The following is a 12,494-nucleotide window of genomic DNA, read 5'->3' as shown; positions in this document are numbered from 1 at the left end:
AGTGCTGAAATCCCTCCGGGGAATCTCCGTCGCTTTAGCGCGGAGAGTAGTCAAGCCGTTGTCGTTGCGGGGAATGGAGCGATCGAGTTGCGCTTCCAACTCTGGAATTAAGGTTTCGTAGCGTCGCAAACTGGCTTCTCGCAGTTTCCAGGCGCGACTTTTCGGTTTTTTCTGACTAATTGCCCCCATCAACACTCCTAACGCCGCACCCGTCGAAGCCGAGGCGGGATTTTCTTTCTCGAATACCGTAATTTCTAATCCCGAAACTCGACTCAATTCGTAGGCGATCGCAGCCCCGACGATCCCACATCCCACAATGGCAATTTTCATGATGTCATCGCTCCCTAACAATGTCATACAATCTCGATAAAACCCAAAAACCCTTCAATATCAAAGGATTTTGCGAGTCTCTCAAAATTTTATGGGTCTCAAAAAACGTTTGCTGTTTACAGTTTGCCAACTCTGTCCTGTAATAAGATTAAAAGTTGGCTCGTTGCTTTAAAATTTTGACGAAAATGCGACGCAGCACTTGCGCGATCGAACCGGAGTTTTTAACCGTCCCAAGGGTCGATCGTTGACGCCGTGCGTCGCAAGTCCGAAGGCGAGTCCAACTCGAGAAATTCGACAAACCGCCCTCGATCGCAACCCTTTCAAGGTGTAAATACCGTTATGACCGACTCGATTCGCATCCTCATGTGTCCGCCTCATCACTACGATGTGGACTACGTTATCAACCCCTGGATGGAAGGAAACATCCATCGTTCCTCCCGAGATCGCGCTGAAACCCAGTGGGAAGGACTCTACAAAATCCTCAAAGACCACGCAACCGTCGATCTCGTCGAACCCGAAAAAGGCTGGCCGGACATGGTCTTCACCGCCAACGCCGGACTCGTCCTCGGAAACAACGTCGTTCTGAGTCGTTTTTACCATTCCGAACGCCAAGGGGAAGAACCCCACTTCAAACGCTGGTTTGAAAATAACGGTTTCACCGTCCACGAACTCCCGAAAGACCTCCCCTTTGAAGGGGCGGGCGACGCCCTGCTCGATCGCCAAGGACGCTGGCTGTGGGCGGGATACGGCTTCCGTTCCGAACTGGACTCCCACCCCTACCTGGCCAAATGGCTGGACATCGAGGTACTGTCGCTGCAACTGGTAGACGATCGCTTCTACCACCTCGATACCTGCTTCTGTCCCCTCACCAACGGCTATCTCCTCTACTATCCCCCCGCCTTCGACTTCTACTCCAACCGCCTCATCGAAATGCGGGTTCCGGCGGAAAAACGCATCGCCATCGAAGAACCCGACGCCGTCAACTTCGCCTGTAACGCCGTCAATGTCGATGACGTAGTGGTGATGAACCAAGCCAGCGACAACCTCAAAGCCAGACTGGGCGACGTAGGTTTCCGGGTCATCGAAACGCCCCTGAACGAATTTCTCAAAGCCGGGGGCGCCGCCAAATGTCTGACGTTACGCACCACCGAACCCATCGCCCGAGACGTTCGCGCCGTCGATTCGATCGTCTCCAAAACCATTACCCTACAAGGTCATCTCCTCGACGCGGGAATTATCAACCGCGCCCTCGATTTAGTCGTCGAAGGGGGCGGAAGCTTCCAAGTCCGTAACTTCAACCTGGGCGAACAGCGTCAAAGCACCTCCTCAGCGGAAGTTCACGTTTCCGCCCCCTCCAACGCGGTGATGGAAGAAATCGTCGCCCAACTCATCGACTTGGGGGCGGTATCGCTTCCCGAAGACGAACGAGACGCCCAACTCGAACCGGTACTTCAAGCAGGCGTCGCCCCAGACGACTTCTACGTGACGACGATTTATCCTACGGAAATCCGCATTAACGGCCAGTGGGTGCGCGTCCAAAAACAACGGATGGACGGCGCGATCGCCGTTCGCGAAACCGAAAACGGCCTCGTCGCCCAGTGCAAGATTTTACGAGATCTCGAAGTCGGGGAAAAAGTCGTCGTTAACGTCACCGGAATCCGTACCGTTCGCAAACCCGAATCTCGCGAACAACGGGGGTCACAAGAATTCAGCTTCATGTCTGCGGGCGTCTCCAGCGAACGCCGGGTGGAGTTAGTCGTCGAACAAGTGGCGTGGGAACTGCGGCGCATTCGCGATCGCGGCGGTAAAGTCGTCGTCACCGCCGGCCCCGTCGTCATCCACACTGGCGGCGCAGAACATCTCTCTTGGCTGATTCGCGAAGGCTACATCCAAGGACTTCTCGGCGGAAACGCCATCGCCGTCCACGACATCGAACAATCGACGTTAGGAACCTCCCTCGGGGTGGATATGAAGCGAGGCGTCGCGGTTCGGGGCGGACACCGCCACCACCTCAACGTCATCAACACGATTCGCCGTCACGGAAGCATCGCCAACGCCGTGGAACAGGGAATGATTACCAACGGCGTGATGTATGAATGCGTCAAACATAACGTTCCCTTCGTGTTGGCGGGGTCGATTCGCGATGACGGACCGCTTCCCGATACGGAAATGGACTTAATTAAAGCCCAAGCGCAATACGCCCACGTCATCGAAGGGTCTGATATGATTCTGATGCTTTCGACGATGCTGCATTCGATCGGTGTCGGAAACATGACGCCTTCGGGGGTGAAAATGGTATGCGTGGACATCAACCCGGCGGTGGTGACGAAATTGAGCGATCGCGGTTCGGTTGAATCTACTGGCGTCGTTACGGATGTCGGTTTGTTCCTGAGTCTGTTGGTGAAACAACTCGAACGCCTCACCAGTCCCTTAGCGGTAAAGGGATGATGAGGCGATGAGGAGGGGTAGGATGCGTTAGACTGAAAAACCGAAAACGCGCAGGGGAAATCACTTCAACAGACGCACCGCTAAGGTGTCAATCGCCCTAAAACTCCCTTCTCTGTGTCCTCTGTGTCTCTGTGGTGAACTTACACCCCCATCGTTTCCCAATCCAAACTGGCTGCGATCGCGGCCAGTTTTTCTGTATCCTTAACGTTCTCCAAATAAGGAATGCACCCCAACACCGGAACCTGAGTCATCGACTCGATTAAATCCTTCGGCGTCCACTTGGCGATATCCTCCTCCGTCCGAGGTTCGACGCAATTGAGGACGATTCCCCGTAACTCCACCTTCATCTGACGCGCCAAGGCGACGTTCGCCACCGCATGGGAAATCGACCCCAACTTCACCGGAACGACTAACAGCGTCGGTAAACGCCAATCTCGCGCCAAATCCGCCACGATGAGTTCTCGGGTGACGGGGGAACCCAAACCGCCCAAAAATTCCACCAGACAGAAATCTCGCTGTTGGCGAAGCTGTTGGAGTTCGCGCCAGACGATGGCGAGGTCGATGCTTCGCCCTTCTTTTTCGGCGGCGAGAGGAGGCGCTAAAGGCGCTTGAAAATATTGCGGTGTAATGGATTCGGGGGATTGGTCGAGGTCGAAGACTTCTGTAAAAAACTCGCGATCGCCGGTTCCCGACTGTAGCGGTTTCATCAATCCCAAGGATTGGTGTTGACGGTATTTGCGCCAATAGGCGACGAGTGCGGCGGTTAATATGGTTTTTCCCGCGTCAGTATCCGTTCCCGCGATCGAGAGTGCGTTCGATCGAATCTCAGCCATGAAACCCAAATCATCCCTAATATCACGATTAACGATTGTACGGGGTTTCAGCCGAGGAGTTGTTGATAAAAGTCGAGTTGTTGTTGGGCGATGGCGCGGTTGGTATAGCGTTTCATGGCGCGATCGAACCCTTGCTGCGCTTTCTGTTGCGCCAATTCGGGGTCGTCCATCAACGTCACCAAACAGTCCCGCAATTTTTCCGCCTTTCCTTCGGGAAAGACCAAACCCGTTTCGTCGATGACATAGGGAATTTCCCCCGAATCGGAACCGATGAGAGGAACGCGACAAGCCATCGCTTCGATGAGAACGTGGCCGAACTGTTCTTTCCAACCCACTGAGGAGAGGGTTTTGAATTTATAGGTGGTTTCCGAGGGTAAAACCAGGGTGTTGAGTAAATTGATATAGCGATAAACTTCGTCGTGGGGAACGCTTTCGACGAAAATCACCCGGTCTTCAAACTGATTTTCTTTAACCCAGCCTTCTAGGGATTCTTTCAGCGGTCCCCGTCCGAGAAGCAGCCATTTCCAGGGTCGATCGCGCAATCCTTCCAAGGCTTTACACAGCGTTAACAAGCCCTTTTCTTCAACGAAGCGTCCCACGAAACCCACGACGAAATCCGTCGGTTCCAATCCCAGTTTTTGGCGCAGTTCCGGAACCTCTTGCGGTCGAAACAGGGTTTCGTCAACCCCCAACTGAGGAAGCACTGTAATCGGGCCGTTGTAGCCGCGATCGCGTAGAATTTCCGCCCCATCTTGATTTCCCGCCACAATCCCGTCCGTATGGCTGAGATTGTACTGTTCCAACAGCGACACGGGAAACTTCAACGTATAGGGAACGTTCCACCAGGTAAAAAAGACGTTTTTCGCCTTTAATCCCAACCCGTTATTGAGAGTAATGGTTTGGGCGTATCCCAAGGCTTTCGCCCCCTGTTCGACTTGAATAATTTGGGGACGAAACTGACGCAACAAGTCTACTAAATCCCAGCCAAAGGTTAACAAACCTTGTTGATTTTGGCTGAAGTTAGACAGCGGAACTACGCGAAACGACCCTTCATCAACAGGTTCGCTTTCCACCACTCGATTTTGAACGCCGCCGGGTTTCCAGCGTTTGGGAACCACCACCGTCACTTCAATATCGGGGGCGAGTTTGGCGAGTTCCCGCAGTTTTTCTCGATTGAGATCGACGATATAGGTATGACTGGCGACGACAATTTTCATGAATTTTTAAGTCGATAAACCCTAAAAAGTTGACAAAAAGATATTTTTGCGATAAGCGTGAGTTTTTTTAATAGAATTCATCTTGACGACTGTAAATTTGTCCGTCGTCCCAAAGGGATTGAATCCAGGTTTTGAGAGCTTTTAAAAACCCCATGCTGTAAAATCCCAGCCGTACCAAAATTTTAATCGGAGAGCCGCTTTTATTACAGGGAGGATGTCCGAGAACGTGGCAGTCAAACAGTTTTGCGAAAAAGCGCAAACACTGTCCGACGGTTAAATTATGCAATCCCATAAAAAAGTGGTTGTGATAAAATGTAATTTGGTACTGAACCGATTTCGTGCTGATATCGTGACAGCCTCCAGTTTCTTCACCTAAGTGAATGAGCGAAGCTTCCGGATCGTACCAAATTTGAAAGCCCGTTTTTCGGAAGCGCAAACAGAAATCCGACTCTTCGCGAACCGCACTTCCGCGATAGCGTTCGTCGAATTGCAAGCCGAACTTCTCGAAAACCTCGCGGCGAAAGGACATATTGCAACCTCGGGCTGAGAGAACTTGCTGGGGTTCGACGGTGTGGACTAAATCGATGTAATACCAAGCGATACCGGGGTCCATTGCTTCCGGGGGAAGTTGTTGAATTTTGAGGGCGCCTCCGGAGTCGGCGAGTTTCATGCGATCGAACACCCGTCCGGCGACGGCACCAATTTCCGGTCGATCGACATAATTTCTAGCGTGAGTTTGTAAATAGTTTGGTTCGAGTTTTACGTCGTCATCGATAAACACGATAACGTCTCCCGAAGACCGACGAACCGCATAGTTTCGCGCACCGGGAAGGCTGGCCCAATCCACGCGATACCACTGAATTTTTTCAGATTCAGAGAGTTCTTTTAAATAAGTTTCCGTTTCCGGTTCGTGGGTTGGCGTTTGGTCTACCACGATCGTTTCAAACTCGGAATAGTCCTGTTTGAGGACATCGGCGATAGTATCCCGCAAAGCCGCTTCGCGGCGATAGGTGGGGATGACAACCGAAATCGAAGGCAGGTTCACCACAAGCAACTCCTAAACATAACCGTAATGTTAAGCAAAACGTAACCGAAACTGAAGAATCTCTTCAAAAGCCTCTCTTCAAAAGAGAACCGTCAATTTTTACTTGGCGGTCACTTTTTTTCGTCGTGCCTTTTTCTTGCGTTTTTTGGGATCTTGGTCTTCTAGATCCTCGAGTGCTGCCAGTCGTTCAAACTCTTTTTCTTCAAGTTCGGGAAGGCGTAACATCGCTCCAACGACCATCCAGTAATAGACGGCCACCGGATCGACATCGAGGGGATAGTAATAGGTTTGATAGCTGATAAAAAAGATAAAGACCCAAAAACAGGCGGCGTAGCTGCGAAAGTGTTTTTCTTTTAGCGATCGCCAAATTTTAAAACTCGACACCGTGATAGAGGTAACCAGCCCGAGAAATGCCAACACGCCCAAGGGTCCGATTTCGTACAACAGTTTAGGATAATAAGTTTCAATTAACGCCGTATCCCCAAACATTCGGGCTGAATTTGTCGCACGTCCGAGTCCGTGACCGAGGATACCACTCTGACCTTTTGACGTAAACTCGGCTTGGTGTGTAATAAACTCAGTAGGCGGCGAGGCTTGCCATCGAGAAATCGTACTTTCAATTCGTCCCTGGATTACATCGGGGAATAAAATCATTCCCAAAACGATCAGTACGCCAATTCCTCCAACAATCGGGATAAATCGTTGGGGCTTAGAAAGTTGCCCCGTGAGAACCAGTAAAATAATTGTAATCGTCGGCACGAGTAACAGGGCAATTCGCTGTCCGGAAATCACGGAATTCACAAATACTAAAGCCATGCCGAGAAAACTAATTAACTGCCAGAGTAACGACGGATCGCTAAAGGCTGACGCAAAGGTAAAGAAGATATTTCCAATTAAAAACCATGCCCACTGCCAAGGTGCGACAAAGGTTCCCGGTAAGCGAATCATATTTTGGGAGGGGCTGAAAACTAACGACCCTCCGACCAAACATTTTGCATCGAGCGTTGCTTTAAATAAATCATCTCCCGTTAAGTGGTCGGTTCCCTTACAAATCCCTGAAGACAGCATCATATACTGCATCAACCCCAGGAAACAACAAATAAGCACCAATATTACGTGCAGTCGAGTAAACCACAAAAAATCTTTTTTGTCTTTAATAAGATAATAGGTGCAAGTAATTAAGGGGAGATATCCTAAAAACACCTTAAATCCAAGAATACCCATGGCAATGGGTTGCTCGCCCGGCGTTCCTGAAAATTGTTGAACGACGTTCGTCCCCAGAAAGGTTATAGCAAGAATCCCCATTAAGACCATGAGAGGGGTTTTGAGAGACTTCGGAATAATAAAGGGTTTTCGTTGTTTTTTTAGATTCTGCCAAATCGCAAACATTGCCGGAAATGCAAAGCCATCTTTGGCCAGTTGAAATAAAGCATTTCCTCCGCCAATCCAATAGGTGATTGTGCCAGCAAAGGGCATATAAATAATAAATACCCAGAGGGCGAGAAACGGATATTTGTAAGACATCCACAAAGCAATAATCCCGCCGCCTCCAGCAATGGCGAGTTTTTCGTTTTTCACGAAGAATAGGGCAATCCCAATAATTCCACCCACTACAGCAGCCGTCACGAAGGTTTGTATCAGTTCTTTGCGTTCCTTCGCTTGCTTGCGTTTTTGGGCGGCGAGTTCTTTTTTACTCAGGATCGGTTCGTTAGGATTGGCAGGCGTCTGGCCTTTTTTGCCTTTTTTCGATTTTTTTGATTTTTTGCCGGGCATTATCCAAACGGGAAATCACACCAGTGGTTCGTTCACTTTAACTCCATCGCGTTTAACGATGTAAGCTGGCACCCCAACAACAACACAATTTTCGGGAACGTTTTTAACCACGACGGCATTCGCTCCCACAACGACGTTATCTCCAACTTTTATATTACCTAAGACTTTCGCGCCCGCTGTAATCCGGACGTTATTGCCAATGGTCGGACGTCCGGTTCTATCTTTGTAGCCGACGGTCACTTGTTGGTTAACCCAACAGTTTTCGCCAAGATCCGCCATAATAATGGTGCTGAAAGCATGTTGGAGGAACAGTCCCGCCCCGATTTTGCTGGAATTGTCGATAAATAAATAGGGACAGGGACGGTAAATAATTTTCAACAGCCCCAACAGAATTCGGGATAAAGCATTCCCTTGAAAGATACGGTGATAGAACAGATTGAGGAATTCAGGATGTTTTGCGAGTAAATAGAGGAGGTTGACGAGGGGCGTTCGATTGGGTCGATCGAGATTTTCGATCCAACATTTCGTATCGTAGCGAATCGTATCGCGATCGGCACTCAACCCAAAGAGAACCAGTAACGGCGACACCCAAAGTAACGAGAGGGTAAAGAAAATACCTTTGAAAACTGATTTCATAGTGGGATGCCGGGTTACGTTTGAAACTGATAAGCTCGGCGTTGGCAAGCGAGCTGTCTCCCAAACCGATTCCACTATAGCTCGGTGGCTTGGCTTCCTGCCAACCTCGAAGACGCGCGGAATTTGTCTCGAGAACGGTCTGGGTTTGGTATGGTTGTATCCGTGTTTTGCCAACTGCGCCCGGTCATGTCCCAACCCAAGAGTTCTGAGATCGAGGTTCTGCCGCCGTTTCCCGAAACGGGGTTGCGGATTTATCCCAACGATCGAACGACCCTCGATCGACCCCTGAAACTCTCCCTTGTCGTTCCCACCTACAACGAACGCCGCAACCTCCGCCAACTCGTCCAACGCCTCACCCAACTGCTCGATCGCTTAGTCCCCAACGATTACGAGTTAATCGTCGTAGACGACGACAGCGGCGATCGAACCTGGGAACTGGCCGACCACCTCGCACAACTCTATCCCCAACTTCGATCGATTCGCCGCCGCCACGAACGGGGACTGTCTACCGCCGTAATCCGAGGCTGGCAAGCAGCCCGAGGGGAAATCCTGGGCGTCATCGACGCCGACTTACAGCATCCCCCGGAAGTCCTGGCGAACCTGTGGGAAGAGATCGATCGAGGCGCCGATCTCGCCGTCGCCAGTCGTCACGTCGAAGGGGGTGGTGTCAGCGATTGGAGTCTCGCGCGGCGGTTTCTCTCGCGGGGAGCGCAACTGATTGGTTTAATCCTCCTTCCCGGCGTTGTCGGCCGCGTCAGCGATCCCATGAGTGGCTTTTTCATGGTGCGTCGAGATGCGATCGCCGGAAAACCCCTCGATCCCGTCGGTTACAAAATCCTCATCGAAGTTCTCGGACGGGGCGACATTCGCTGGATTGGCGAAGTGGGATACGTCTTCCAAGAACGCAACGAAGGGGAAAGTAAAGTCACCTGGAAGCAGTACCTCGAATATTTGCAACATTTGCTGCGACTGCGCGTCGATTTATTGCCCCTAGCTCGATTTCTGCGCTTCGGCGTCGTGGGATTCAGCGGCGTGTTCGTCGATTTAGCCGTGTTTTACCTGCTGCGCGACGGTTTGGCCTTGGGACTGACTCGCAGTGCCGTTTTATCGGCGGAAGTGGCGATTTTCAATAATTTCCTGTGGAACGACTTGTGGACTTTTGCTGATTTGTCCCGCCGACAACGGGGATGGCGCAAGCGGTTTAAGCGATTTCTGAAATTTAACCTCGTCTGTCTGGCGGGGTTGCTGTTGAACGTTTCGATCGTCAACCTGCTGTTTAACCTGTTAGGCGTTAACGAGTACGTGGCGAAATTAATCGCGATCGCCCTCGTCACCTTTTGGAACTTCTGGATTAACCTAAAACTCAACTGGCGCGTAACGGACGTGCGGTGATGGGATGGGGAGATGAGGGGATGAGGGGATGAGGGAATGATGGGATGAGGGGATGATGGCTCATCCCATCACCTCGCTACAACAATCCGCGATATCGAATAAACAGCAAAATCGCCGCCCAAGATCCCAACGCCACCTTAATGGCCACCAAAATATTCAAAATCGGTATCCAACCGCCGCTAATGAGGGTTCCCACCTCGCCGTGAGGCGGTTCCACCCCCACCAAGGACAACCCAGCCAGCAGAATAAATACCAATACCGAAATTTTCTCCCAAGTCGCGGCGTGCCAGCGTTGGTAAATCGCCTCCATCCATTGCGGCGAAGACGTAATCGCCACCAGTCCGATCGCAGTTCCCCCAGCCACCCCAGCCGCAAAGCCGCCACCGGGACTGAGATGCCCTCGAATCGCCAGTTCGATGCTGACGAGGGCGGCAATCGTCGCCCCCAGACGCGCCAACACGATCGAAGGACCGTCGTTAAACTGATAAACGCTCGAAGAGGGTTGTTCGTCTGCCAGCAAAAACCGCACGCCCAAAATGGCTAGGGTGAACACCACCACTTCAAAAATCGTGTCGTAGAGCCGATTTCGGAAAATGATGCCCGATACCGCGTTGGGAACGCCGCTGTCTCGTACAATACTCTCGACGATCGAAACCTCTGCCGGGTCGATGGTCGGTTCGGGAAAGAACAGCATTTTCAGGTAGAGGGCAATTCCCGCCGCCAAATAAATCCACTTCATCAGTGTGCCTCCGCTGAATCCGATCGATCGATGTTAGTTGACTTGTTTGAAGCCGTCTCCGATACGCTGGCGTCGGCGGGGTTGACGTATACCAACTCAGCGGTGTGGGGCAATTCTCCCTGTAAAATCTCGTAAAGCCGCCGCACGCGAGTCTGAAGCTGGTAAGTCGTCGGCGTCGCCTCGGACTCCGCCGTCCGCCAAATCGTATGGACGTCTTTGGTCGTCAACGCCGTTTGCAACGCCAAATCGTCGGGATACGTCACCAATTCCAGGCGCATATAGTGTTTGTTCAAAGACCGTTTCAATGCCGAGAGAATTGGCGTCGCCGGATGAGACGCTTCCTCGTCTTTAGAGTCTAGGTCTGTAGAGTCTGGAATCGTTTCCCCCGCCAGGATACCGACCCGCATCAGCATCGAAGACCGGACGGCGATCGCGTATAGGGTAATCGATAGCATCGTACCGACGAGCGCCTCGGTCAAGGCGACGTCCGCCGCCCCAAACAGGGCGTATACCAACGCCGCCACCGCCCCCAAAATGCCGCGAATGACCAGGGCGTGATAGGGATTGGCCTGCGTGACCAACATTGCGGCCGTTAAGGGCAACAGGGCAACGATCGCCACCACGTACCATTCCTCAGTCATCGCCTCGTCCCTCCGTCGAACAGTAGGCCAGGACGTAACCCAGCACTGTATTCCAGATTGCCAGAGATATCAACGCCAGCACCAGTAGCGGCCATTCTCGGGGAATTTTCAACAGCAAACCCGCAATAATCGCCATCGACCCTAAAGTATCCGACACCGAGAGGCTGTGGAGTTTAAAGAGTACCGATCGCTCTCCCAGAAGCGGCCAAGTCCCCCAAAACCAGAATACGATACCGACTATCATCAATCCCAAACTCAAAGCGTTTATCATAATTCGTTCATCCGTCTGATGACGTGGGCTAACAGCATTAACGCCGCGTTACCGACACTTAAAATCAAGACTCCCACGACCCCGATCGTCCAATCGTCTCGCAACACCGAAACCACTAAAATCAAGACCGAGGTTTTCGTGGCGATGCTGGCAAAGGCGAGAATTTTTTGCCAGATATCGTCGTCCTGCCAAGCTTCGTAAATGGGAATTAACAACGCTAAAATTGCAGCTGCTAAGATGCCGTCGGTCATGATTTTATCCCTCTTTACGCTCTTGAATTGTCCCGTTTTGGCGTCGCTGGCGACGTACCCAATGAACTTTATACCATCCGTCTTCTTGATATTTTAAAACAATGGTTTTTGGCGTAAAAGTGATAAGAAAAATGTCGAGAAAAATCAGTCCCGGCGTGCGATTGGGCTTGACTCGTTCGAGGGTTAAGTCTTCTCTCGTGTGGGGACGAAGGATAATTTCGATCGCTTCAAAATAGGCGATGGGAATCGCTTGAAGGATTTCCCACAGCACGTGCAACCAGTCTCTCAACACCGCCCGCGTCGTGGAAGTGCGAGGTAACAGCAACGCCACCGCCACCCCGATCGCAATATTGGCCGGGCTGAGGTCGGCGGTGAGTAAAAACCAAATCGCCAGTCGCAGCAGTAAATCTAAATAGCCAATCATGCCAACACCATCCAAAACAGGGCAAGGGTTACTAAACTCATGACTCCGATTAAGTGATCGAATTCTTCGAGTTTTCGAGAAATTTTGACCTGCGCTCGCTGAAAAATCAGCCAGTACGCCAACCATCCTAAAGCGATGGTGACTAAGGGTTTGACAATGTTTTCCAGCGTATAGGCTTCGTAATAGACGCCGTTGGCGACGAACAGACCCGCCAACAACACCAGAACCGCCGGCCAAAATCCCGGTTTAACGTGATGTTCTGGCTGAGATTCGTGGGGGAGGAAAATAAATTTGGCAAAAGAAATCGCGGTTCCCAAGGCGGCAATATTCATCGCGATAACTTGCCAGGGTAAAAGGTTTTTCATCGTCAACACCTTCGCCCCAAATCCAGATAGGAGGGGAAACCCAGAGATGGAAAAGGCAGCGATGGCTAAGGCCAGCCAAACTGGGGTGGCGATGGGTTGGTGTCGCAGGGTTTTGAGGTTGCGACTGGG

Annotated in this window: 13 protein-coding genes and 1 pseudogene; 2 read left to right on the top strand and 12 right to left on the bottom strand. The window is 51.4% G+C overall.

Going from position 1 to position 12,494, the window contains the following annotated elements:
* On the bottom strand, positions 1–333 hold a 333-nt coding region (locus ACP5D4_RS18570; RefSeq protein ID WP_428013105.1), incomplete at its 3' end, for an FAD-dependent oxidoreductase.
* Positions 334–669: 336 nt separating this feature from the next.
* Here ACP5D4_RS18570 and ACP5D4_RS18565 point away from each other — a divergent pair.
* A complete protein-coding gene (locus ACP5D4_RS18565; protein ID WP_428013102.1) occupies positions 670–2,778 on the top strand; it encodes a TIGR00300 family protein in 2,109 nt (702 codons plus the stop codon).
* 140 nt (positions 2,779–2,918) lie between these two features.
* Here ACP5D4_RS18565 and bioD read toward each other — a convergent pair whose 3' ends face one another.
* The 5 genes from bioD to ACP5D4_RS18540 all read right to left on the bottom strand — a co-directional run bounded on the left by bioD (position 2,919) and on the right by ACP5D4_RS18540 (position 8,282).
* The gene (gene bioD / locus ACP5D4_RS18560; protein ID WP_428013101.1) at positions 2,919–3,611 is read right to left on the bottom strand and encodes a dethiobiotin synthase; all 693 of its coding nucleotides are present in this window, start codon (positions 3,609–3,611) and stop codon (positions 2,919–2,921) included.
* 47 nt (positions 3,612–3,658) lie between these two features.
* Complete coding sequence (hpsO, locus tag ACP5D4_RS18555) at positions 3,659–4,828, bottom strand: hormogonium polysaccharide biosynthesis glycosyltransferase HpsO (RefSeq protein ID WP_428013100.1); 1,170 nt, start codon at positions 4,826–4,828, stop codon at positions 3,659–3,661.
* Positions 4,829–4,895: 67 nt separating this feature from the next.
* Positions 4,896–5,873 carry a hormogonium polysaccharide biosynthesis glycosyltransferase HpsN gene (gene hpsN, locus ACP5D4_RS18550; protein WP_428013104.1) on the bottom strand — a complete coding sequence of 326 codons (978 nt, stop codon included), beginning with the start codon at positions 5,871–5,873 and terminating at the stop codon, positions 4,896–4,898.
* A gap of 99 nt (positions 5,874–5,972) precedes the next feature.
* Positions 5,973–7,646: a hormogonium polysaccharide biosynthesis protein HpsL gene (gene hpsL / locus ACP5D4_RS18545; protein ID WP_428013099.1), complete on the bottom strand. Its 1,674-nt coding sequence runs from the start codon at positions 7,644–7,646 to the stop codon at positions 5,973–5,975.
* A gap of 15 nt (positions 7,647–7,661) precedes the next feature.
* Positions 7,662–8,282 carry a serine O-acetyltransferase gene (locus ACP5D4_RS18540; protein ID WP_428013098.1) on the bottom strand — a complete coding sequence of 207 codons (621 nt, stop codon included), beginning with the start codon at positions 8,280–8,282 and terminating at the stop codon, positions 7,662–7,664.
* 186 nt (positions 8,283–8,468) lie between these two features.
* Between ACP5D4_RS18540 and ACP5D4_RS18535 the strand changes: the two genes are divergently transcribed.
* On the top strand, positions 8,469–9,674 hold the full coding sequence (locus tag ACP5D4_RS18535; RefSeq protein WP_428013103.1) for a glycosyltransferase: 1,206 nt from the start codon (positions 8,469–8,471) through the stop codon (positions 9,672–9,674).
* 76 nt (positions 9,675–9,750) lie between these two features.
* Here the strand turns inward: ACP5D4_RS18535 and ACP5D4_RS18530 are convergent, their stop codons facing one another.
* From ACP5D4_RS18530 to ACP5D4_RS18505, 6 genes and pseudogenes are all read right to left on the bottom strand, one after another.
* Positions 9,751–10,413, bottom strand: coding sequence for a Na(+)/H(+) antiporter subunit B (locus ACP5D4_RS18530; RefSeq protein ID WP_428013097.1), 663 nt, complete (start codon positions 10,411–10,413; stop codon positions 9,751–9,753).
* A complete protein-coding gene (locus tag ACP5D4_RS18525) occupies positions 10,413–11,054 on the bottom strand; it encodes a DUF4040 domain-containing protein (RefSeq protein ID WP_428013096.1) in 642 nt (213 codons plus the stop codon). Before ACP5D4_RS18525 ends, ACP5D4_RS18530 begins: the two co-directional genes overlap by 1 nt.
* Positions 11,047–11,325: a monovalent cation/H(+) antiporter subunit G gene (locus ACP5D4_RS18520; protein WP_428013095.1), complete on the bottom strand. Its 279-nt coding sequence runs from the start codon at positions 11,323–11,325 to the stop codon at positions 11,047–11,049. Before ACP5D4_RS18520 ends, ACP5D4_RS18525 begins: the two co-directional genes overlap by 8 nt.
* Positions 11,322–11,576 carry a hypothetical protein gene (locus ACP5D4_RS18515; protein WP_428013094.1) on the bottom strand — a complete coding sequence of 85 codons (255 nt, stop codon included), beginning with the start codon at positions 11,574–11,576 and terminating at the stop codon, positions 11,322–11,324. The genes ACP5D4_RS18520 and ACP5D4_RS18515 overlap by 4 nt, the downstream gene beginning before the upstream one ends.
* Before the next feature lie 4 nt (positions 11,577–11,580).
* A complete protein-coding gene (locus ACP5D4_RS18510; RefSeq protein WP_428013093.1) occupies positions 11,581–12,000 on the bottom strand; it encodes a Na+/H+ antiporter subunit E in 420 nt (139 codons plus the stop codon).
* A pseudogene (locus ACP5D4_RS18505) lies at positions 11,997–12,494 on the bottom strand (cation:proton antiporter); the annotation flags it as partial. The gene ACP5D4_RS18510 and the pseudogene ACP5D4_RS18505, both read right to left, overlap by 4 nt.

Origin of the sequence: Baaleninema sp., assembly GCF_049974805.1 — a bacterium.
In the GTDB taxonomy this organism is placed as follows: Bacteria; Cyanobacteriota; Cyanobacteriia; order Cyanobacteriales; family Geitlerinemataceae; genus Baaleninema.
The sequence above is the reverse complement of the archived record's forward strand: the minus strand, read 5'-3'. Positions and strand labels throughout refer to the sequence as shown.

Bases quoted from the DNA above. Each gene is read 5' to 3' on its own strand.
- ACP5D4_RS18525 (WP_428013096.1), bottom strand. From the start codon at position 11,054: ATGACTGAGGAATGGTACGTGGTGGCGATCGTTGCCCTGTTGCCCTTA.
- ACP5D4_RS18565 (WP_428013102.1), top strand. From the start codon at position 670: ATGACCGACTCGATTCGCATCCTCATGTGTCCGCCTCATCACTACGAT.
- hpsO (WP_428013100.1), bottom strand. From the start codon at position 4,828: ATGAAAATTGTCGTCGCCAGTCATACCTATATCGTCGATCTCAATCGA.
- ACP5D4_RS18510 (WP_428013093.1), bottom strand. From the start codon at position 12,000: ATGATTGGCTATTTAGATTTACTGCTGCGACTGGCGATTTGGTTTTTA.
- ACP5D4_RS18520 (WP_428013095.1), bottom strand. From the start codon at position 11,325: ATGATAAACGCTTTGAGTTTGGGATTGATGATAGTCGGTATCGTATTC.
- ACP5D4_RS18540 (WP_428013098.1), bottom strand. From the start codon at position 8,282: ATGAAATCAGTTTTCAAAGGTATTTTCTTTACCCTCTCGTTACTTTGG.
- hpsL (WP_428013099.1), bottom strand. From the start codon at position 7,646: ATGCCCGGCAAAAAATCAAAAAAATCGAAAAAAGGCAAAAAAGGCCAG.
- ACP5D4_RS18535 (WP_428013103.1), top strand. From the start codon at position 8,469: ATGTCCCAACCCAAGAGTTCTGAGATCGAGGTTCTGCCGCCGTTTCCC.
- ACP5D4_RS18515 (WP_428013094.1), bottom strand. From the start codon at position 11,576: ATGACCGACGGCATCTTAGCAGCTGCAATTTTAGCGTTGTTAATTCCC.
- ACP5D4_RS18530 (WP_428013097.1), bottom strand. From the start codon at position 10,413: ATGAAGTGGATTTATTTGGCGGCGGGAATTGCCCTCTACCTGAAAATG.
- bioD (WP_428013101.1), bottom strand. From the start codon at position 3,611: ATGGCTGAGATTCGATCGAACGCACTCTCGATCGCGGGAACGGATACT.